Source organism: Myxococcales bacterium (genome assembly GCA_022184915.1).
Taxonomy (GTDB): domain Bacteria; phylum Myxococcota_A; class Polyangia; order Fen-1088; family Fen-1088; genus JAGTJU01.
The window spans coordinates 661,619-682,049 of sequence record JAGTJU010000002.1 but is presented as its reverse complement, the minus strand read 5'-3'; the positions used below and the strand labels follow the sequence as shown (position 1 = coordinate 682,049).

Here is a 20,431-nt window from a genome sequence, read left to right as displayed (position 1 = left end):
CATGCCGTGCGCACGCCCCGCCGCCCTGGTTTTGCCACCCCCGCCCCTCGCGGTTGCGGGGATCCCCGTTTACCTCGAGCGGGCGCACGAACGGCTTTCGCTTCAGGCGCTCGCGCTCGAACGCACGCTGGCGCGGTGGCGCCAGCAGGGGCAGTTAGCCGCCACGGCGGCCCGGCGCCGGCCGGAACGCGCAGCGGTCATGGAGAAGCTCGCCGAGGCGTTCGCCACCAACGCCGGCGTGCTCGAGCGCGTGCGGGCGCGGTTGCTCGAGGTGCTGACGGCGGACACCGTCTTGCGCGCGGTGAGCCAGACAAGGTCGGACGAGGCCGCTTACGGCGCCGAGGAGCTGCTCACGCTGGTGCGCCGGGACTGGAGCCACGAGCCCGAGGCCGAGGCGGAGCTCGCGCGCATGCGCGAAGCCGTTGGCGACGCGCTCGGGACGCACCGAGTCGGGCGCGCCCTCGTGCTGGGCGCGGGGCTCGGCCGCATGGCGGACGAACTGGCCGCCCAGGGCTTCGCGGTACACGCCGTCGAGCTCTCCGCGCCGCTGGCGATCGCCCGGGCCCTCTTGCGCGAAGGCAACTTCAAAGCGTATGCGATAGCCACTCGCAATGCTTACCGCGCGCTGGATCAAGTACAGGGCTTCGAGGCCCGCTTTCGTCCCCCCGAGCCCGGGCGGACAGCCATGAGCGTCATCGCCGACGCCACCAGGCTGCCCCACGCAGACAAAAGCGTCGACCTGGTGTTGTCCGTCTACTTCACCGACGTGGTGCCACCGGCGAAGCTGATCCCGGAAGTGAAGCGCGTGCTCGGCCCCGGGGGCCGCTTCGTGCACGTGGGTCCGCTTGGGTATCACGCGCCCGACGCCGTGGATCATCTGGCCGCCGACGACCTGCTCGACGAGTTTCGCCTGCAGAGCTTCCGTGTGTCCGAACCGCGGTGGTTCGAGGGCGCTCACCACGCGCTTGCGGGATCCCTGCACGAGTGCCGCTTTCACAACCTTGCGTTCTCGGCCGTCTCAGAGGCGCGCTTCTTCGCCCGTCCCGTCGCGCACGCGGGCCCTGGCGTCCCGTATTCGCGATGACCTCTTCCCTCGCCCGTCGGGCGCCCTCGCCGCCTCACCGCTTGCCCAGACGAGCCCTGTTGGTCCTGGTTGCGTGGCTTGCCTTGCTCCTTGGCCCCGCCGCTGCCCGCGCAGAGCACTGCCAGAGCACACTCGATCTGCACGTGTTCGACGCGCTCGTTCACGAGCCGCTCGGCGAGGCCCTCGTCTGGCTCGATGGGCGCCAGCTTGGGACCACGGACGCGCGCGGACACCTCGAGGCGGCAAGCCTGTGCGAGACGCGGCCCCTGCTCGAGGTCTGGCTCGCCGGATACCAGCGGCATCGCGCGCAGATCCGGCTGGGACGGCAATTGTCCGTGGAAGTTCAGCTCGAACCCATCTTCGAAACCACGGTGATCGAGGTCAAGCCCGTCGAGACGCCCGACACGCGGGCCGTGGCGGTGCTGTCTGGTGCGCGGCTCGAGGCCAAGCGCGGACAGTCGCTCTCGCAAGCGGTGGCGGACGTGCCGGGTGTGGCCGAGGTGCGCTCGGGCAGCGGCATGGCCAAGCCGATGGTCAGGGGACAGTTCGGGCGGCGTTTGCCGATTTTGGTCGATGGGGTGCGCCATCGGGCCCAGGACTGGGGCATCGATCATGCCCCCGAGATGGACCCCTTCGTTGCCGACCGCATCGCGATCGTCAAGGGGGCCTCGGGCGTGCGCCATGGCCCCGATGCCATCGGTGGCGCGTTGTTGCTGGATCCTCCCGAGATGCCCAACCGCCCGGGCACGCGCGGTGAGGCCCACATGCTCGGGAGCCACAACGGACTGGGCGGTGCGTTCATGGGCCGCGTTCAGACGCAACCCGTGGCAATCCCAGGGCTGTCCCTTCAGCTCGAAGGCAGCGCAAAACGTCTGGCGGCAGTGTCCACGCCGGACTACCCGCTCGACAACACCGCTGCGGCAGAGTGGTCAGCCGGCGCCGGACTCAGCTACCGAACGGGCGAGACCAGCTACAAGCTCTCGTACCGTCACTACGACGCCGACCTCGGCGTGTGTTCCTGCTTTCGTATGGAGTCGGCCGCGGATTTTCTCGCGCAGCTTACGCGCCAACGCCCCATCGGGGTCGAACTTTACCGGGCCGATTGGCAGATCTCTCGGCCTTACCAGGCGGTGGCCCACGATCTGCTTTTGGGCCGCGCGAAATGGACCTTGCCCCGGGTGGGCAAGCTGACCGTCACCTATGCCCTCCAGCACGATGAGCGCAAGGAATTCGACATCGTGAGAAGTGCCACCACGGTGCCTCAGTTTGCGTTCCGCTTGTGGACCCACGACGCCGAAGCCGTGCTCGAGCACAACCCCGTTCACATCAGCGATCACCTTCACGTGAGCGGTGCCATGGGGCTTACGGGTATGGTGCAAAACCACGCGTACACGGGTCTGCCGCTCGTGCCCGATCACCAAGCCGGAGCCGCAGGCGTGTACGCAAGCGAGCGGCTGTGGGGGCACGACTTCGAGCTCGAAGCGGGCGTGCGCTACGACCTTCTCGCGCGAAGCGCCTCGCTTCTCCGCCGCGATTTTCTGCGGCTCGTGCGCTCGGGACAACTTCCCGAGACGGGCTGTGGTCCCTTCGACGCCGAGACCGATCCGGTCTCGTGCGCCTCCGTGTTTCACACCCTGTCAGCCTCGTTGGGCGGCCTCTGGCGCCCGCGCGACAGATGGGCACTGAAGCTGGATCTTTCCACGGCGTCCCGCCCCCCCAATCCCGACGAACAGTACATCAACGGAACCGCACCTTCGTTCCCCGTGTTGGGACTCGGTGACCCGGACCTCGGCGCCGAAACCACGTACGGTGCCTCGCTTACGGCCAATTACCTGGGGGAAAGGGTCTCGGCAGAGCTTTCCGCATACGGAAACTACGTGGCGGACTACATCTACTTTGCTCCCTCTCTCAACGCCGATGGCAGCCCCGTTTTCGACGTCACCATCAGGGGGACCTTCCCTCGCTTCACGACGCGTGCGGTGAACGCCACCTTCTACGGCGCCGATGGGTACGTGAGCGCTTCACCGCTACGCTGGCTGGCCCTCGACCTGCAAGGGGCGATGATTCGGGGACGCAACGTGAGTGACGATACGTACCTGGTCTTCGTGCCGCCCGACCGGGTGCGGGGCACGGCCACGATCAGCCGAGAGGCCACGGCCACGCTTCCCGCCTTTTCTTTCGCCGTGGGAGGCACCTACGTGCGACGGCAAAACCGGTTCGATCCGGCGGCCGATCTTGCTCCGCCTCCTGCCGGGTATGCGCTCGCCGATGCGTCCTTGTCTGTCAGGCTGCGGGTGGCCGATCGGCCCGTGCACATCGCCTTGCAGGGCACCAACGTTATTGCCAGCCGTTACCGCGAATACGCGAGTCTGCTGCGCTACTTCGTCGATCAACCAGGTCGGCAGATCACTTTACGCATCACCTTGATGTTCGACACCAACGAACCACGACACGAATGAAATGGAGCCTAAACACATGCGACGAAGCGAAATGAAGACACTCTGTGCAGCCTTCCTGGGTCTTGCGCTCATGGGCACCGGCTGCGGCGACAGCCACGACGACGATCACGGCGGAGGCAATGAAGAAGAGGTGATCACCACGGTCACCCTCACGTTCACGCCCGCAGCCGGTGGCACTGCCGTGGTGGCCAGGTTCAACGATGCGGACGGTGAGGGCGGCAACCCACCCATCATCGATCCCGTCATGCTGAAGGCGGGCACGTATGCGCTGGCCGTCACGTTCGAGAACCGCCTCGAGACGCCGGCCGAAGACATCACCGCCGAGGTCAGCGACGAAGGCGACGAGCACCAGATATTTTTGCTGGGCACCGCGGTCAATGGCCCGGCCTCGACCCAGCCCACCGCGCCGCTTGCGCATAGCTACGCGGACATGGACGCCGACGGATTGCCGATCGGCTTGGCCAACACCATCACCGCCACGCCAGGCATGGGTTCACTCAAGCTGGTCTTGCGCCACTTGCCTCCGGTCAACAACGCCGCGGTGAAGGTGGCCATGCTGGCCGAGACGGTGCGCGCGGGTGGCCTTGCCGCCATCGGTGGCTCCTCCGACGTGGACGTGGACTTCGCCGTCACCGTCACACCCTGACGCGCGGGCAAGCGCCACATGGCGCACGAGGGCGGGAGCTGACGCGGCTCCCGCCCGTTCTTTTCAGTAGCTGGCCGTGACCTTGGCGAAAAAGGCGCGCCCAGGCCTTTGCACTCGATGTTTCGAGGCGAATCACGAAGCCACAGGTCGGCGTCCTTTGTGAACCGGGGAGCCCCGTGAAGGGCGACCGCTTGACCACCCACCAGCAGGTAGTCAACGCCCGCTTCGGCGAAGGCCGCCAGCAGATCGATCAAGTCTGAGGGGAGGTCCATCGGGGTTGTGCCGCTGCCACCACTGCTGCGCCATCGACCAAACGGCGCAAAGACGCGCCTCTGGGCTGGCACTTTGCCAGTACGCCCACTCGAATTCTCGTTTTTTTTCGGGGCTCACGCTCCCCCCCTGCCACGCCTCTCGACGCGCACGAGCCCTGGCTGCCCGATCCATCTCTTTAGATTACCACCTGCGCGCATCCGCTCATCTTGATTTTGAGATTCGATCTCAGTATTCTGTACGTCACCCGCGGCGCGTGCGCGCCGAGAGAGGCCCGAGGCCCAAGCGCCCAGAGCCCGAACCGGAACCCCATCAAGGAACCGTTCATGACTCTGGTCGACACCCTCAAGGCGTTTTTTCTCCAGTCAGGCGCTGCCTGGATTCTGTGGTTTCTGCTGGCGCTCGCGCTGGCCTGCACGTTCGTGGCGATCGAGCGCTTCATGTTTTTCCGGGGGCGCGGCGCCAACCTCGCCGCGCTGGCGCGGGATCTGGAAACGCAGCTTGCCGCGCGTGACCTGGCAGGCGCGCGCAAGCGGCTCGAGGAAGACGGCAGCGTGGCCGCCGCGGTGGCGCTGGCCGGGCTGCGTGTGGCGCGGCTTGGCCCCGCTTCCGCGGAAAAGGCCATGCAAGGCGCCTCGGCGGTAGAGAGGGAGAGGCTCGAAGCGCGCCTCGCCTTCATGGGCACGCTGGGCAACAACGCGCCCTTCGTGGGTCTGTTCGGCACCGTCATCGGTGTGATCGCCGCGTTCGAGCAGCTGGGCGTGGGCAGCGCGGGCCAGGGGCAAGCCGTCTCTTCTGCCGTCATGGCGGGCATCGCCGAAGCGCTCATCGCCACCGCCGTGGGCATCGGCGTCGCGCTGCCGGCCGTGGCAGGTTACAACTACTTCCAACGCCGCATCGCTGGGCTGCTGTCCGGCACGGAAGCCGTGACCAGCGTGCTTTTGGCCTATCTGCTCGCCGACGCCCCCGAAGAGGCGACCACAACGAACCTCGCCAACGGCGAAGCCCCCGCGCCGCAGCGAAAGCTCGAGGCCATGAGGGTCTTGGTCTCCCCCGGAGCCTGAGCCATGGCCGGAACCATACAGGGCCGCCCGGGCGGCATCATCGAAGGCATCAACATGACGCCTCTGGTGGACATCATGTTGGTGTTGCTGGTGATCTTCATCGTCACGGCCAAAATCCTCGTCACGCCCTCGATGCCTCTGGATCTGCCAAGCGCGAGCCAGGCCGAGGACGTGCAAGTCATTTTCGCGGTGACCATTCCTGCCAAGGGCGGGATCGAGGTCAACGGTCAGCCGGTCGCGGGAGACGACGGGCTGCGCGCCAAAGCCAAAGAGGCGCTGGCCAGCGATCCAGATGTGCGCGCCGTGATTCAGGCGGACGGTCAGGTGCCGCACGCGCAGGTGATCGCCACGCTCGACGTGCTTCGCCAGGCGGGCCTTTCGCGCGTGGCCTTCGCCACGCAGCCGCCGCAAGGGGCCCCCGCGCCGTGAAGCGGAGGCGTTCACGCAAGCGCCCCTGGCTGTCGCGGGACGATTTCGGCGGGGCCAAGGTGAATGTGGCCTCGGCCGTGTTCGAGCTGCCGAAAGCCGGACGTGTACGCACGATCATCACCGCGCTGGCGCTCTGCTGCCTGGGTGCCGCTGGCTTGGGCGCCGCCTTGGCCGCCACGCCCTCCCCCACGCTGCCAAGAGAGCCGGCGCCCGCGCGGCCCATGACGGTGGAGCTGTTCGCGCCGCCGCCCCCCGCACCCCCGCTGCCCGAGGCGCCCCAGCCCGCCCCCCCTGCGGTGGCCCCGCGGCCGCGTGCAAACGCTCGGTCCCGGCCAGCGGCCGCGCCGCAAGCCCCTGCGCCCGCACCTGCACGAGCGGCAGCCGTGGTCACGCAGGAGGCGCCCGCGCAGAAGGTGCTGGATCTGTCCGCCTTCACGATCGCCAGCGGTGAAACTACGCAGGTTGTGGGGGGCGCCACGGCGGGGGCCGGACGGGGCACGCAGCCCGTCACGGGCCCGGCCACGATCGGCGGCGTGGTGGGCGGCACGGGGACGGGAACGCGAGACCTATCGCAGCCCGTGCGGTTGCCCGCAGGCGAATGGGACTGCCCCTGGCCTGCGGAAGCCGACGCGCTTGGCATCGACGAACAAGCGGTGATCTTGCACGTGACGGTGCGCCCCGATGGCCGCGTGGAATCTGCCCACCTTCGTGCCGATCCAGGCTCTGGCTTCGGACAAGCCGCCCTGGCCTGCGCCCAAAAGGCGCGCTTCCTTCCGGCCACAGACGTCAATGGCCAGCCGGTGCGTGCCCTCTCGGGTCCCATCCGGGTGCTCTTCATTCGCTGAACGTCGCCGTGCTCCTCGCTTGCTCGCCCGCGGGAGGGCGGCGAAGATGGCGCGATGACGTCGTCTTGGAAACCGCTTGCGTTGAAACGGCGAGGGCCTCGGTCGGCGGAGGGCCCCGAGCGCCTGGGGCCTTGCGTGGGGCTCGCCACCTTGGCCTGCGCCCTGTGGCTGTGCGCGTGCGAGGACGATTCCACCCGCCGCCCTCGCTTCGATGGGGCTGTGGCCTCGGGCGGAGGCGACGCAGCCTCCGGTCCCGGCGCAGGGGGTGACTCGGCCGTGGGGAGCGACGCCGGGGCGCTGCTGCCGGAGCCGGACGCCGCAGGGTCCGATGCGTCCGCCGATGCCGCTTTGCTCGTATCGGTGTGTGGCGAAGGGGGGCCGGGGCAAAACCTGGTTTTCGTGTCGTCGAAGACCGTGATTCCCGGGCAGCTCGGAAGCGTGGCTGCCGCCGATACGCATTGCCAGGCTGCCGCTGCAGCCGCGGGGCTCGGAGGAACCTTTTGGGCCTACCTTTCCGATGGCAAGGTGCCCGCACACGAACGCTTCGAGACCTGCGCCGCCTGGGTACGCAGAGACGGGCACGCCTTTACGCCAGCCATCGACGAGCTCGTGGAGCTGGGGCCCCGCACGCCCCTGCTTTACGACGAATACGGTGCGATCTTGCCCCCGGAAACGCTGGTTCTCACCAACGCGCAAGGAGGCAATGCACCCGATAAAGATCCCTGTGGCAACTTCGCCAGCGTATCGGGAACACTCCGGCACGGCGCCTCGAACTGGGTGGGGCGCAACTGGAGCTCGTTTCAAAACGATGGCTGCGGACAGCCGGTGCGCCTGGCTTGTTTTCAAGCGAACCACACGGGGCCGCTCGTCACCACGGCGCCCACGGGGAGGGTGGCGTTTCTGACAGAGGAGGCCATCAAACCCTCTGCGGCGGGCCGCGCGGCTTTCGATGCGCTTTGCCAAAAAGAAGCGGCGGCCGCCGGCTTAGCGGGCACGTTCGTCTCGCTGGTGTCCACCCGCGAGGAAGCGGCTTCGGCACGTTTGACATCCACGGGGCCCGTGTGGACGCGCCCAGACGGCGTGCCCCTCGGTCCCGATGCCGCCGCCGTGCTGGCAGGCACGTGGACGGCTTCGCTCGTGATCTCTGCCGATGGGGACTTGGTATCGCCGAACCAAAGAACGGCTTGGTCAGGAAGCGCCGCCCCGAACCAAGTGGGTGCGGTCGTGGGCACGTGCGCCGATTGGACGGTGAGCGACAGCGCAGAGCTCGGGCGCATTCAACCCGTGGACGACGGCACGTGGCGCGAAGACGAGCTGCGTTTGCGCTGTGACCTCGCCAACCCCCTCATGTGCTTTCAGCAATAGGCTTGGGGATTGGGGGTCAACACCCATTTGCCGAAGGGCCACGCCTGTAGGCAGCGCGTGGCCAACACGGTTTGCCGCGCCTTCGTTCATGCGGCGGCCGCCACAGCTCGCCAGCGCCCTCGCCGGGTTAGCCCGGAAAGGGAAGCGCTTCACCAGGGGGCGGGAAATAACAGACGCCGAGCTGTCGGGATCCCACCTGTACAAAATCGAGCATCAAAGATGACTCCACCCGCGAGACCGCTTGTAAAGCACTAACCGAGCCGCGTACGGCCTCTTCGCCCGAAGGCACCACAAACTCGACTTTGCAAAAAGCCTCCACGCACTTCACCGAAAGCACGTCAGCGCCCGCGATGTCCTCGAGGTGCTTTCGCAACCTCGAGTCCACATCTTGCTCTCGAACCTCGGACCGCGGAGCCTCTGAAAGGAGCTTATCTAATGATTCAGTGTGGGGCGTCTTATGATCGCCATCCTTCGATGCCGTGTCGCGTACATTCTCGCGCTCGATGACCGCAGAGGCGAGCGCGAGCATCACCTGCCGAAGCTCGGCCTCGCCTCCACGGGATTTGCCTGAGGAGTATGGTTCATTTAATGCGACCGCTACACCTCGTGGAGACGTATCCACGGGAACCTCAGCCACCTTCTCCATATCCCGAGGCGAACCCAGCATCGACCAAAGCCCGATCGCGAAAGCCACCCCGGCGATGGCGATGACAAGTCGCTGCAATCCTTTGGCGATGCTCGATGCCATTGGGCCCTTAAGGCTGGACGGCTTGAGTATCTGCAGAAAGGTTGTCCGAGTACTTACCTTTTGCGTAAAGTTTGAAAGCGAACCTGCCACTGAAGTACTGTGCGGGGTTTTCTTCGGAGAAGAACGACTGCCCCCAAACGCTTCCCGTCCTCCGGCCCGTGGCCAAAGGCGTGCACTCAAGCTGCATGTTGTCGCAGTAGCTTTTGGCGCATCCCAGGCCTGTAATAACGGCGTTTGATCCGCAGTCCCGCCAGTAAGTGTTCTCTTCCGAGAACCAGCTGGTCCGGAATCGGCGCGCAAGGTCCAGCGTGACTCCAGCCGGCAAGTCTTTGCAAAACAGATACACGTTGTCGCAGTACCTGCCCATGCACTGCATTCCACCCACGGCACGCGTTGAGCCGCATGAGTTGAAATTGCGGTAGTACTCGTCGGAGATGGGGCCGATCCAACCGTCAGCCGCACGGGCTAGGCCGGATGTACCCAGGGCGGCCCAGGCAAGCGAGACGAGGAGAATTTTTTTGAGCGGAGCGCCAAATTTCATAGCCAAAATGTCTTCGACGCGACGCTAACAGTCAAGCCCTTTCTTTGGTTCCCGTCCTTTCTGGCTCGCAGCGTTTGCTTCGCGGGAACCCGAGGAGGTCATATGGGAGCTGCGATGGCCCCTGCTATGGCACAGGCGTGAATGTCCGCGACATTTGCCGAGGCGTCCTCGTTTCCGCTAGCGCTAGTCAAAGCGGCAGTCGCGTTCGAGCTATTTCTCATGGTAGCCGCAATGGCTCGCGCAGAGCGTCGCAGATGCGCCTTTCAAGTCGCGGCCATCGAATCAGGAATGATCATTTGGGGGGGGAAGAAGACGGCTCCGATGCGGAGGCCAGCACAGCTGGCCGTGGGCCCACCCATGTTTCTGGACAGTATTGGCGGTTGTGGGAGTGCACTCAGGGCGTGGGTTGGACGGCCAACTCAGAGTCGATGACCTCCAGCGGCCTTCCCCAACTGCTTGTCGAATGTGCCGAGCGGAAGATGCCCAGCCTTCCGTGCTACCTCGAGAACAAGACTGACGGTGGCATGGTGTTATCCTGGCCGCGCCGCCCCAGGGCGCCCACCCCATGAACGCCGTCACCCTCCTTCTGTCGTTGTCGTTCGCAACCAACCTGCCCGTCACCGTGACGGGCCCCGGCGATTGCGGCTTGGCCGAGCGGGCGCAGTCCTTGCTGGCAAGCTTCGACGACGGTCACGTACGCCACGTGCAGGTGGCGCTCGAAGCGTCCGGAGGTATGGCCGTCGAGCTGCGGGGGGCCGAGGGGGTGCTGCTGGCCGCCAAACGGTGGGCCGAGCCCTTCGCCTGCGAAGACCGCGCTCAGGTGGTTGCGGTGTTTGCCTCGACGTGGGCCGTGGCCGGTGGCTTGGGCGCGCCGCTCGACGAAGTCGCGGTGGCACTCCCGGCGCCGCGCCCGGAACCTGCCGCGGCCCCCGTGCTGACGGCGATCGCCACCCCCGCGAAGTCTCCGCCGCCAGGCCCCCGGATGCGATGGGCCGCGGGCCTCGTGGGCGTGGCGGGGGCTGCCTTCGAGCAGGGAAGCACCGGCATTGGCTTCGTGGCAGATGTGCTGCGCTTCGTGGGCCCCACCTTCGCCTTGAAGGGTGAGGTTTTTGGTGTGCCCGGGCGGCGCCTCGCGATCGAAAACACGCAGGTCTCCTGGAGTCGCTTCGGCGGGGGACTGGGGGTGGCCAGCCGTAAATCGGTGGGCTCTGGCGCGTGGGGCGTGGATGCGGGCGTGCTGGTGGCGCACACGCGTCTCGAGGGGCGCAGCGGTACCGAAACCCGTAGCGATGCGGCCTGGGTGCCGGCAGGGAAGTTGGCGCTGGTGGGCATGCTGCCCCTGGGGGCACCGCTGTCCGTGGTGGCCGATCTCGACCTGGTGGTCTGGGCGCGGGAGGAGCGCGTGTGGCTGCCGAGCACGCCCGAGCGAAGCCCCCCGTTGCCCCGGGCAGACCTTTGGCTTCGGGTGACCGTGGCGTGGGACCTTTGACCCTTTCCGACGTTTGGCTGTAAGGCAGGGCGCGCCCGCGACAAGACGGAAGGACGCATGCCCCCTCGTGAGCCCCACCAAGCCCCAGGTGCCCCCGACAACGGGTGCCCGCCGGACTTTTCCGAGGTTTACCGCAGCCATGCCGCGCAGGTGTCCCTGTGGGCGCGGCGGCTAGGGGGGCCCGAGATCGACGTCGAGGACGTCACACAGGAGGTCTTCACGGTCTTTCTGCGGCGGCTCGACGCCTACGACCCCCAGCGCGCCGAGATCGGCGCCTACCTGCACGGCATCACCGTGAGGGTGGTCCAGGCGCTCCGGCGCCGCCAACGGGTGCGGCGTTGGTTGGGCAAACTCTGGGGTGGTGAACGCAGCGAGCACGATCCCGTGGATGACCAGCCGAACCCCGAAAGACAACTGCAGAGGCAACAAGCGCGGGCCCTGCTTTACGGCCTGCTCGAGCAGGTGCCCGACGCCCAGCGCACCGCCTTCGTGCTTTACGAGATCGAGGAGCTCGACGGCGCGTCGATTGCGGCGTTGACGGGGACCTCGGTGGCCAACGTGTGGGTGCGCGTTCACCGGGCGCGGCGCACGCTGGAAAACCTGGCGGAGCGCCACGAAGCCGCGCTTTTGCCTATGCCCCGGCAAGCCAAGCCGGCCCTGTCGAAAGGTGTCAAATGACCGATCGCCGCGACGACGATTCGTTCCGGCAAGCTCCCGCTCGCTTGAAGACGAGGGGGGACACGCCGCTCGCAAGCCTGGTCCAGGCGCTCGCCGAGGAGACGCCGCTGTCCGACGTGACCTTGGCCCGCATCCAGCGCGCGGTGCGGGCGAAGGCGCGCACCCGCAGGCGCCGTCCTGGCACCCTCGGGCTTCGTTTCGGCACGGTGGCGCTGTTGCTCGTGCTGGGCGCCACGGTGGGCGCGGCCACGACCGTCATCTCGGTCCGTTGGCTTCGACCTCACGTGCGGACTCTGAACCTCACGAAAACGCCCCCGCTCCCGCCCGTGCGCCCGCTTCGTCTGGCCCGCGCGACACCCAGCCCCCCAGAAGCGCTGGCCTTGCGGGCCGACGAACCTCTCGTACAAGCCCTTCCGCCTGCGGCTGCACCTCGGCCCGCACGCAAGGCCGCCGTCACACGCCACGCGTGGCGTCCGGAGGAGGAGCCGAGGGAGCCCGAGGTCGCGCCAGCCCCTTTGAGCGCGCCGGAGCCTTCATTCGTGCAGAAGGAGGCCGCTTTGGTGACGCAGGCTCTGCAAACGCTGCGAAGGGGCGAAAACGCCGCCGCCATCGCGCAACTGCAGGGCTACCTGGCGGCGCATCCCAGCGCGGCGTTTCGCGACGAGGCGGAGCTGGCCTTGGCGACGGCGCTCATCGACGCCCGGCGCCTCGAGGAAGCCCGCCAACTTCTCCACACCACCCGGGCGGCGTCTCCGGCTTTGCACGTACTGCGGGGCGAGCTGGCCTTCTTTACGAACTGCGCTGAAGCGGCGAAGGCCTTCTCGAAGGCGCTCGAGGCTCCAGGGTTGTCGCGCCCTCATCGCGAACGCGCGCACTACGGCGCAGCCATGGCCGCCCTGCAGTGCCACCATCACCGAGAAGCACGCCAGCTCATGCAGAGCTTCCTTCACGCCTTCCCTCGCTCCCCCCATGCGCCCAACGTGCGAGGACATCTTGCCAACATCGAGAACCCAGCGACCTCACCATAGCGTCCGTAAGGCGGAGACGGCCCCGGACAAGGGGGAAGTATGGACGCGCCGGTTATTGACAAGGAGTCTTCGATGAACGTGTGGTCTCGCTCGGCGGCGTGGGGTGCGTTGTTCTTCCTCTGTGCGTGTGGTGTGGCTTATGACGTGGGCCCGCACGTCGACGGCGGAAGCACGACCCAGGTGAACTCAGGCGGACAGGGCGGTGGACTCGCGCCGGATTCCGTGGCCGCGCCTCCTCCTGCGGTGGCGATCCAGGGGATTCCTTTCGCCTGCGAGCGCTGGGGCAAGGGCAATCCGCTTGGTGGCATCGCGGGTCTGATCGCGATGGAGAACGTGGCGTTCCTGCTTTGGACCGCGCCCGAGCAGCAAGACCAACAAAAGCTCGCCCTCGCAACCGAGGCGATCCAAACCTACCTGCCGCTCGTCGAAACCTCCGGTGACCTCTACTGCGTGGCGCTTCACATGCTGGAGAACAACCGGGCCGTTTTGGGGGTGAGCTCGTTTTACCGAACGTGGCTGGGCCTCGATGCGTATCCCGAAAAGGATCCCGTGCTGTTTCCGGGGTACGACCACGATCGCCTGGCGCTCATGGCCCGTGATGCCCTCGACTTCCTCGTCGACGTCACGTTGCGCGGCGATCGCAACTTCCAGAGGCTGTGGACCTCGGAGCGACCATGTGACCCTGGCACCCGCATGGCAGAGCACCGCCGAACAGGGCCCCGCGAGCTTGGCTCCCTACGCAGCAGGCCTTTTGGCCGAGCCAGGCGTGATTGCGCTCACGGGGCGCGCCCGCCTCGTGCCGTCCGCCCGGGGGGCGTGGTTCTTTGACAAGGTCATGTGTTTGCGGCCCGCGCCCCTCGAAGGCGTGAAGGAACTATTTCAGAGCTCCGTGCCCATGCCCGGCGAAAGTTATCGTTCGCATTTTCAGCGCGAGCTGAACCGTCAAGAGTTCTGCCGGCCCTGTCACGCCCACTTCGACCCGGTCGGCTTTGCCCTCGACCCGTTTGATGTGGTGGGCCGCTTGCAGCCGAAAGACGTCTACGGCGAGCCCTTCGACACGAGCGGCGTGCTCCGTTACTCCTACACAGGCGATTTTTCGCCCCCGCCGGGTAACCCGGATGGCGTGTTGCCGTTTGCCAGCCTGGCTGAGCTCGGCCAGCTCCTCTCCACGCACCTCGAATCGCAGGCCTGTTACGCCCAGCGTTGGCTCACGTACTCACACGCTCCCGAAGACATGCCTACGGACCACGTTTGGGACAAGGCCAAACACCTCGCCGAAACCCTCAGGGCCCACGACGGACAGATTCGGTTTTTGATCGCCGCCGTGCTCGAAGAGCGCTTCGGAAGCTGAGGGCGGCTGGCGTCGCGATCGCCTCGGTCTGTCGCAACCGCGCCCCGCGGGTCCCTCAGTGTTCGTGGGAGGGATCGTCGCAGGCGAGCCAGGACGGAAAGGGATCGGCGAAGCTCTCCTCGGGCACATCAAGCTCCGCCTGTGTCACGAGACAGGCGTCCAGGGCGGCGCGGATGCCGGGTTCATCGAGATCGACGCCGATGAACACCAGCTCCTGCCGGCGATCACCGTAAGGCTCTTGCCACGCGGCCTCGAGCTCTTCGCGCTCTTCCGCATCCTCGGGCCACTCTTCCTTCGGCAGCGCCGCGTACCACAGCCCCGCCCCTTCACAGATCGCGCTGCCCCCGGCCTGGGACCAACTGCCCACGAGATCCCTGCGGGACGCCAACCAGAAGAAGCCCTTCGAGCGCAGGATGTCGGCCCACAGCGCAGGCCGTTCATGCAGCAAGCGCCAGAACCGTTCGGGATGAAACGGCGAACGCGCGCGGTACACGAAGCTGCCAATCCCGTAGGTCTCTGTTTCGGGCGTGTGGGTGCCCCGCAGCTCTTGGAGCCAACCGGGCGCCTGCTCGGCCGCCTCGAAATCGAAGCGCCCCGTGCCCAGCACCTCGCGCAGAGCCACGTGACCGTGACGTGTGCGCAGGATGCGCGCCGTGGGGTTGAGGCGCTTCAAGAGCCCCTCGAGGCGATCGAGCTCCTCTGGCGAGACCAGATCCGTCTTGTTGATGACGAGCACGTTGGCAAACTCGACTTGCTGCACGAGAAGGTCGGCCACCGTGCGCTCGTCCTCATCCTCGAGCGCAGGTTCGCGAGCGCGCAGGTCTTCTTCGCCTTTCCAATCGGCCATGAAGCGCCAGGCGTCCACCACCGTCACCAGCGTGTCGAGACGGGCCAGATCGAAGAGGCTTTGGCCCTGCTCGTCAGCGAAGGTAAAGGTCTCGGCCACCGGCAGGGGCTCGGAGATCCCCGTGGATTCGATGAGCAAGTAGTCGAAGCGGTTCTCCCGCGCCAGCGCGGCCACCTCGATGAGGAGGTCTTCGCGCAGCGTGCAGCAGATACAGCCATTCGAAAGCTCGATGAGCTTTTCGTCCGTGCGCCGCAACGACGCCTGCCCCTTCACCAAAGCCGCATCGATGTTCACCTCGCTCATGTCGTTGACGATGACCGCAACGCGCAGGCCCTCGCGGTTCGCGAGCACGTGGTTGAGCAGCGTGGTTTTGCCCGCACCCAAAAACCCGGACAGCACCGTGACAGGCAAAGGGTCGAAAGAGGAGGATCCCGTATGCGCCATGAAAGCCTGCGAGATTAGCCCCCGCGTCCGGGTCCGTCGACGCGAAAAACGGCTGGACGACGCGTCGACGCAGAGGCCCTAGTGGCAGTGGTCCTGGTCATGACAGAACGCGCAGCACTCGTCGTCGCGGGTGCAGGGGCCTTCGGTCCGGCACATGGGAGCAGACGCAGCATCGGCGAAAGGCTGCGCAGCGTCAGGCTCCGACCTGCCTGCGTCCCCTGCTGCCCCATCAGGCGCAGGGGCAAGGTCCGGCACGGGCGCAAGCACAGGCGCATTGACATGTGCATCGCTGCCCCCGTCCGTGGGCGCACGGCCCCCGTCCACGAGCACCGCGCCACAACCGACCGTTTCGAGCGCCTGCGGCCATGCACCCCCGAGGCGCTCCGGAAGGACCCGCACGAAGGGCGCCTCGGCGTGCTGCACGACGAGATGGATCTCCTGCTCCGCCTCCAGACGAAGCACGTGGGCCGTCGCAAAGGAGGCACAGTGGGTGGCCGTGGTCGTCAGCTCCCAGGGCAAAGGTTTGCCTTCGGGAGTCTCCGCCGAAAACGGCGCTGCGGGATCGAGAAAGAACCCCCACAGACCAGCGCTTTTCGGGCGAAAACTCACCCGACCGCCGAAGTGAGAGTCCTGCATCGGCGCGAGCCCCACCGTATAAAGCGTGTGCAGCTGCTCGAGCCTTGCGGGCGCACCTGACAAAGCCGACGTGAGCGCAACGAAGGGACCTGCGCGACCGTGAAGACAGGCATGGGCGGCGTTCTCGAACGCTATCCCGCAATGCGAGGGCAAAACGGTCTCGTCATCGGTACAAGCGGCGCTTACCCCACAGCCGAGCACGAGGGCTGCCAAAGGGAATCGTTTCACGTGAGACTCCAAACGACGCCCCGAGAGCCGCTCCTGTGGCGGCCCTCGGGCGTTCCGCTGCGGGGTTCAGGGTTGAGGAGACGGCATCCAGCGACCGAACGCCGCGACGCTGTAGGGCTGGCCCCCCACGGTGAAGGTGCGTCCCTTCTGCCAGGTGGCGAGATCCACTTCCACCACGGTGCCCACGCGCGGATCCGTGATGAAAGCCTTGTCCTTGCCGAGGCCCATTCCCGGGGTGGGCGTGCCCGGTGGCAGCCCCATCGTGGGCCAGGCATCCATGACAGCCAGCGGGGGCCCGAGCGCGGCCCCTGTGATCGGGTTGTACATCCGCAAGGTGCCATCACCCGCCAACACCACGAGGCGCTGTCCCGATTCGTCCACATCGAAGCCGCGGTTCGCGGCGCCGAGATCGACGGCGGTCCACACCGGCGTGGCGTCGCGGTACGGGATGAGTGCGAACCCATTGCCCCAGTTGCCCACCAGGCGCGGCACGCCGTCCTTGGCTTTCACGGTCCCCACGCGGCGCCCCATCGGCGTATCTGCCGGGTTCGGCAGCTTGCGGAAGGCGAACTTGCCTTCTTTGCGCTCGGCGATCAACACGCCATCGCCGCAGCCGAACGCCACGACCTCATCGTTGCTTCCTTCGCCGTGCAAGGCAGGACAAGCGTCGCTTTGCTCGAAGACGACGTCGGGCGTGGCAAGCTTGCGAATGGTCACGCCCACCGGCAAGGTGCTCGTGGCGGCCGGATCGGGATTCGGCAGCGAGGCGAACACGTTGCCCTGGGAGATGAGCGCCACCCCGTGGTGCGCCTTGCCCGTGGTGGCCCGCCTCATGAGCGGCCGCGTGGTGCCAAGGCTGCTCTCGAGCACGTAGTCAAAACTGCCGTCGCCGTCGTTGAACGACACGATCCAGTGGTCATGCGAGACCCAGTGAGTGGGCAGCGGGCCCTCGAGGCGCGTATCCAGCACCCAGGGGCTGACCTTGGTGAGCATGCCCTCTTGCACACTGATCCCGGACGCCACGATCTCGACCAAGCCGGGGACCCGCTGGTTCACCCATGCGTAGCCAGACCCCGATTCGGTGCTGTACACCCGCGCGCTACCCAGAGCGGCAAAGCTGGCCACCGTGCTTCCGTCGTCGAGATCGACCACCCAAAAGCGGGGCTTTTCAGGATCCCCGTCCGCCACGAGCAACCGCCCCTGGGATACCCCGGCCCCGGCATCGTTGACTGCCCCCGCGTCTGCGGCAAGAGCATCGGGCACGACCCCGGCGTCCGGCGTGCACGCGGCGCCCACACAGCCACCGGCATCGGCCGGCGTCGGTGCCGGCGCGAATGCATCGGCAGGCGCGGCGTCGGGCACGACCTCGAAATCGTCATCGTCGCTGCAGGCGCCCAGCGCCCCCGCAAAGAGCGGCAGGCAAAGGGCCAGGAGCTTCGGCAATTGGCTTCGCATCTTCGATCCTTCTTCCTTCGTTTGCATGATCCCATCGCGGCCCCACGAACAGGACCGCCTCACCCAAGTGTGTCGACAGAGCTACAACACCTGAACTGGATCTGCAATCCACTTGCATATAAATGACCAAGGGAATATCTTCACCCTCCCCGGGGCACCCACGGGTTTGGGGAAAATCAGCAAAGATCGCGAGAGCGTCAGAAGAAGGCGGTGCCCCGGGGGCTTCCGCTGCCGTGCGCAGCGCAAGGAGACGGCCGCAGCGGCGGGACGATTGGCGCTTACGCCAGAACGCGCTTGACGGTCTCGACGAGCGCAGGGAGGCGGAACGGCTTGGGCAACACGGCGTAGGGCCCAGCGAAGCTCACGATCGAGGGGCCACTCACCATGACCACCACGCCGCTCACGCGGCCTCCGGAAAGGCACGCCGCCGCCCACGCCGCGCCGTCGCCGTCCGGCAAACGCCCGTCGGCCAGGATGAGGTCGATTTTCTGCTCGCGCAGCCGCTGGCTCGCGGTGGCGAGATCGGGCGCCTCGAGCACGTCGAGTCCCTCTTCAGACAGAATCCTCACCACGAGATTGCGCACCGGCTCCACGTCCTCGACCACCAGCACGACGCGCCTTCCCGCCGGGACCAGGGCCGTCGCGGGAGGGACCTTGGGAGCCTGCGCCTTGCGGGACTCAGCCCACCGCGCGATGGGCAGGTACACCGAAAAGACCGCCCCCTGACCCGGCGTATTGCTGACCTCGATACGTCCTGCCGCCCGCCGCACGATCGAATCACACATCGCCAAGCCCAACCCCGTACCGTCGGGCTTGGTCGTGAAGAAGGGATCGAAGATCCTGTCGGCGACCTCCGTGGTGACGCCGGGCCCATCGTCAGCCACGCGCAAGATGACGAAGTCGCCTTCGGACGCGAGCCCCTTCGCGCGGGCCTGATCGGCTTCCATCAAGACCACGGCGGTGGAAAGACGAACCTGATTGCCATGGCCCCGGGTGGCGTCAGCCGCGTTCACCACCAGGTTTGCGATGAGCTGACGAAGCTGCGACGGATCCATCACCACCTCGGCCCCCTTCGCCCCCGCCACCAGGGTCAAGGTCACGCCGCGGCCCACCATACGCTCGAACAAAACCGCGCTGTTCGTGATGAGCTCATCCACGCTCACGAGCGTGGGCGCGATCGTCTCTCGACGGGCATACGCCAGCAGCGCACGCGTCAGCGAACGCGCCTGCCCCACCGCCTCGAGGATCTGCGTCCGGGCCTGCGTGGCCTCCGCCCCTGGGTCGAGCAATTCGACCTCCGCGCTGATGACCGTGAGGAGGTTGTTGAAGTCGTGCGCCACGCTCGCAGCCAGGCGCCCGAGGCTCTCCATCTTCTGCTCTTCCAGGGCCGCGTTTTCTTCGGCCACGCGCAAGGTGATGTCCACCCCCAAGCTACAGACCCCGCTCACCTCACCATCGGGGTCGCGCAGCAGGGTATGGGTCCACAGCACCCGCACGAGGCGCCCCGCCGCGCTCCGGATCTGCACCTCCATGCGGGGTTGCACCTGCCCCTGTGACAACGCCGCGACGAAGGGGTCGCGGAACGAAGCAACGCTTTCGGCAGGCAAGAGCAGCGTAAAGGCATCCGCCCCCAGCGCCTCTTCACGAGAAAAACCAGTGGCACGTACGAAGCCGTCGTTCACGAACTGCAGGCGCCCATCGGGCGCCATCACCATGCCCAGCACGTCGACGTTTTCGAGCAGCGCCTGGTACCGGCGCTCCGCCTCGGCTCGCCACAGCTCGGCCTGCCGTAGCTCGGTGATGTCGGCCAAGGTTCCCTGGACCGCAAAGGGCTTTCCCCGCGCGTCCCGAATCAGAGCACAGGTATCCCGGATCCAGCGGCGCCCTTTTTCGGGGTGGTTGATGCGATAAACCAGCTCGGGTTCGGGCACCTCGCCGTGGCGCGGGGAAAAACGACGCTGCACCAAGGGCCGATCTTCAGGGGCCATCGTGGCGCTCCAGCGCTCCACGCCGTTTGCCGCCAGATAGTGCTCGGGAGGATGCCCCGCAAGGTCTTGCATGCGCGGGCTCAGGTAATCGAGCTCTGCCGTGTTGTAGTCGAACGAATAGACCACCACCGGCAGTTTTTCGACCAGGTTCTGGTACTTCGCCTCGGTGCCGCGGGCCATCCGTTCGGCGTCTCTTCGCCGCTCGGCTTCGAGCAACAGGGCAACCAAAGCGCCCACGTCGGTGGCAAAGTCGATCTCCGCTTCGTGCCAGTCCCGCGTCCCGCCCTGGTGTTCGTGGCAGACCACGCCGTGAACGGCCCCCGGCCCCACGATCGGGATGTCGAGCAGGGCGCCCACATCGTGGCGTCGAAGATAGTCGTGCAGCTCAGCGGTCCGCGCATCGGCGAAGACGTCTGCCACCGCCACCGCGTTCACCCCCGTGCCCCTGATCGCGTTCACGTAGCGCGGGGCGCTGGCCACGGCGATCGCGAGGCGGGGCCCTTCGTCGCGCTCGGGCAGCTGCCAGCGGCACACCAGGTTCTGGTGCCGCTCGTCGAAGAGCCACACACTGGTTCGTGGCACACCCAGCGCTTGGCTCGAGAGCCGCCCCACCGCCTCGAGCAGGCGGTCGAGGTCGAGCGGCCCTTCGTCTGCGGTTCGCAGCGCTGCCCGCAAAGCGTCGGACTGCGCGCGCAGCTTGCGTGACAGTTCACGATGGCGGGCCAGACGCACCCGGTACTCGTCTTCCCGGGCCCGGGCGTCCTTCAGCTCTTGCTCCAAAATCGCAGCCGTCGGCTTCATCGTCTGCCACCTTGCGTGAAACACTATCACACAGA

At 66.8% G+C, this 20,431-nt stretch carries 17 protein-coding genes; 12 read left to right on the top strand and 5 right to left on the bottom strand.

Annotated elements, in window-relative coordinates:
• The first annotated feature begins 1 nt into the window (after position 1).
• The 7 genes from KA712_10545 (at position 2) to KA712_10515 (ending at position 8,162) form a co-directional block, all read left to right on the top strand.
• Entirely contained in the window at positions 2-1,084 is a 1,083-nt protein-coding gene (locus tag KA712_10545) for a carnosine N-methyltransferase family protein (GenBank protein MCG5053386.1), read from the top strand.
• Positions 1,081-3,543, top strand: coding sequence for a TonB-dependent receptor (locus KA712_10540; protein MCG5053385.1), 2,463 nt, complete (start codon positions 1,081-1,083; stop codon positions 3,541-3,543). Before KA712_10545 ends, KA712_10540 begins: the two co-directional genes overlap by 4 nt.
• A 16-nt stretch (positions 3,544-3,559) precedes the next feature.
• A complete protein-coding gene (locus KA712_10535; protein ID MCG5053384.1) occupies positions 3,560-4,189 on the top strand; it encodes a hypothetical protein in 630 nt (209 codons plus the stop codon).
• A 596-nt stretch (positions 4,190-4,785) separates the two neighbouring features.
• Entirely contained in the window at positions 4,786-5,523 is a 738-nt protein-coding gene (locus tag KA712_10530; GenBank protein MCG5053383.1) for a MotA/TolQ/ExbB proton channel family protein, read from the top strand.
• Positions 5,524-5,526: 3 nt separating this feature from the next.
• On the top strand, positions 5,527-5,952 hold the full coding sequence (locus KA712_10525) for a biopolymer transporter ExbD (protein ID MCG5053382.1): 426 nt from the start codon (positions 5,527-5,529) through the stop codon (positions 5,950-5,952).
• Complete coding sequence (locus KA712_10520; protein MCG5053381.1) at positions 5,949-6,797, top strand: energy transducer TonB; 849 nt, start codon at positions 5,949-5,951, stop codon at positions 6,795-6,797. The genes KA712_10525 and KA712_10520 overlap by 4 nt, the downstream gene beginning before the upstream one ends.
• A 54-nt stretch (positions 6,798-6,851) precedes the next feature.
• Positions 6,852-8,162: a hypothetical protein gene (locus tag KA712_10515; protein ID MCG5053380.1), complete on the top strand. Its 1,311-nt coding sequence runs from the start codon at positions 6,852-6,854 to the stop codon at positions 8,160-8,162.
• 127 nt (positions 8,163-8,289) lie between these two features.
• Here the strand turns inward: KA712_10515 and KA712_10510 are convergent, their stop codons facing one another.
• Positions 8,290-8,910, bottom strand: coding sequence for a hypothetical protein (locus KA712_10510; GenBank protein ID MCG5053379.1), 621 nt, complete (start codon positions 8,908-8,910; stop codon positions 8,290-8,292).
• A 1,106-nt stretch (positions 8,911-10,016) separates the two neighbouring features.
• On the opposite strand from KA712_10510, the gene KA712_10505 reads away from it, so the two are divergent.
• From KA712_10505 to KA712_10485, 5 genes are read left to right on the top strand one after another with little or no spacing between them, the layout of a single operon-like run.
• Positions 10,017-10,940 carry a hypothetical protein gene (locus tag KA712_10505; GenBank protein MCG5053378.1) on the top strand — a complete coding sequence of 308 codons (924 nt, stop codon included), beginning with the start codon at positions 10,017-10,019 and terminating at the stop codon, positions 10,938-10,940.
• A gap of 57 nt (positions 10,941-10,997) precedes the next feature.
• The gene (locus KA712_10500) at positions 10,998-11,618 is read left to right on the top strand and encodes a sigma-70 family RNA polymerase sigma factor (GenBank protein ID MCG5053377.1); all 621 of its coding nucleotides are present in this window, start codon (positions 10,998-11,000) and stop codon (positions 11,616-11,618) included.
• Entirely contained in the window at positions 11,615-12,646 is a 1,032-nt protein-coding gene (locus KA712_10495) for a hypothetical protein (protein MCG5053376.1), read from the top strand. The genes KA712_10500 and KA712_10495 overlap by 4 nt, the downstream gene beginning before the upstream one ends.
• 39 nt (positions 12,647-12,685) lie before the next feature.
• Positions 12,686-13,474 carry a DUF1592 domain-containing protein gene (locus KA712_10490; GenBank protein ID MCG5053375.1) on the top strand — a complete coding sequence of 263 codons (789 nt, stop codon included), beginning with the start codon at positions 12,686-12,688 and terminating at the stop codon, positions 13,472-13,474.
• The gene (locus tag KA712_10485) at positions 13,413-13,997 is read left to right on the top strand and encodes a DUF1588 domain-containing protein (protein MCG5053374.1); all 585 of its coding nucleotides are present in this window, start codon (positions 13,413-13,415) and stop codon (positions 13,995-13,997) included. The genes KA712_10490 and KA712_10485 overlap by 62 nt, the downstream gene beginning before the upstream one ends.
• 55 nt (positions 13,998-14,052) lie before the next feature.
• On the opposite strand, the gene zigA is transcribed toward KA712_10485, so the two are convergent.
• The 4 genes from zigA to KA712_10465 all read right to left on the bottom strand — a co-directional run bounded on the left by zigA (position 14,053) and on the right by KA712_10465 (position 20,396).
• Positions 14,053-15,288, bottom strand: a complete 1,236-nt coding sequence (gene zigA / locus KA712_10480) for a zinc metallochaperone GTPase ZigA (GenBank protein ID MCG5053373.1) — start codon at positions 15,286-15,288, stop codon at positions 14,053-14,055.
• A gap of 78 nt (positions 15,289-15,366) precedes the next feature.
• Positions 15,367-16,152 (bottom strand): hypothetical protein, encoded by a 786-nt coding sequence (locus KA712_10475; protein MCG5053372.1) that lies wholly within the window; start codon positions 16,150-16,152, stop codon positions 15,367-15,369.
• 66 nt (positions 16,153-16,218) lie between these two features.
• Entirely contained in the window at positions 16,219-17,607 is a 1,389-nt protein-coding gene (locus tag KA712_10470; GenBank protein ID MCG5053371.1) for a hypothetical protein, read from the bottom strand.
• 278 nt (positions 17,608-17,885) lie between these two features.
• Complete coding sequence (locus KA712_10465) at positions 17,886-20,396, bottom strand: PAS domain S-box protein (GenBank protein ID MCG5053370.1); 2,511 nt, start codon at positions 20,394-20,396, stop codon at positions 17,886-17,888.
• Positions 20,397-20,431: the final 35 nt, after the last annotated feature.

What these genes read in the sequence shown, in the direction of transcription:
- KA712_10510 (MCG5053379.1), bottom strand. Translation starts at nt 8,910, where the DNA reads ATGGCATCGAGCATCGCCAAAGGATTGCAGCGACTTGTCATCGCCATC.
- KA712_10525 (MCG5053382.1), top strand. Translation starts at nt 5,527, where the DNA reads ATGGCCGGAACCATACAGGGCCGCCCGGGCGGCATCATCGAAGGCATC.
- KA712_10540 (MCG5053385.1), top strand. Translation starts at nt 1,081, where the DNA reads ATGACCTCTTCCCTCGCCCGTCGGGCGCCCTCGCCGCCTCACCGCTTG.
- KA712_10465 (MCG5053370.1), bottom strand. Translation starts at nt 20,396, where the DNA reads ATGAAGCCGACGGCTGCGATTTTGGAGCAAGAGCTGAAGGACGCCCGG.
- KA712_10515 (MCG5053380.1), top strand. Translation starts at nt 6,852, where the DNA reads ATGACGTCGTCTTGGAAACCGCTTGCGTTGAAACGGCGAGGGCCTCGG.
- KA712_10530 (MCG5053383.1), top strand. Translation starts at nt 4,786, where the DNA reads ATGACTCTGGTCGACACCCTCAAGGCGTTTTTTCTCCAGTCAGGCGCT.
- KA712_10545 (MCG5053386.1), top strand. Translation starts at nt 2, where the DNA reads ATGCCGTGCGCACGCCCCGCCGCCCTGGTTTTGCCACCCCCGCCCCTC.
- KA712_10535 (MCG5053384.1), top strand. Translation starts at nt 3,560, where the DNA reads ATGCGACGAAGCGAAATGAAGACACTCTGTGCAGCCTTCCTGGGTCTT.
- KA712_10505 (MCG5053378.1), top strand. Translation starts at nt 10,017, where the DNA reads ATGAACGCCGTCACCCTCCTTCTGTCGTTGTCGTTCGCAACCAACCTG.
- KA712_10495 (MCG5053376.1), top strand. Translation starts at nt 11,615, where the DNA reads ATGACCGATCGCCGCGACGACGATTCGTTCCGGCAAGCTCCCGCTCGC.
- KA712_10470 (MCG5053371.1), bottom strand. Translation starts at nt 17,607, where the DNA reads ATGCGAAGCCAATTGCCGAAGCTCCTGGCCCTTTGCCTGCCGCTCTTT.
- KA712_10500 (MCG5053377.1), top strand. Translation starts at nt 10,998, where the DNA reads ATGCCCCCTCGTGAGCCCCACCAAGCCCCAGGTGCCCCCGACAACGGG.
- KA712_10490 (MCG5053375.1), top strand. Translation starts at nt 12,686, where the DNA reads ATGGACGCGCCGGTTATTGACAAGGAGTCTTCGATGAACGTGTGGTCT.
- zigA (MCG5053373.1), bottom strand. Translation starts at nt 15,288, where the DNA reads ATGGCGCATACGGGATCCTCCTCTTTCGACCCTTTGCCTGTCACGGTG.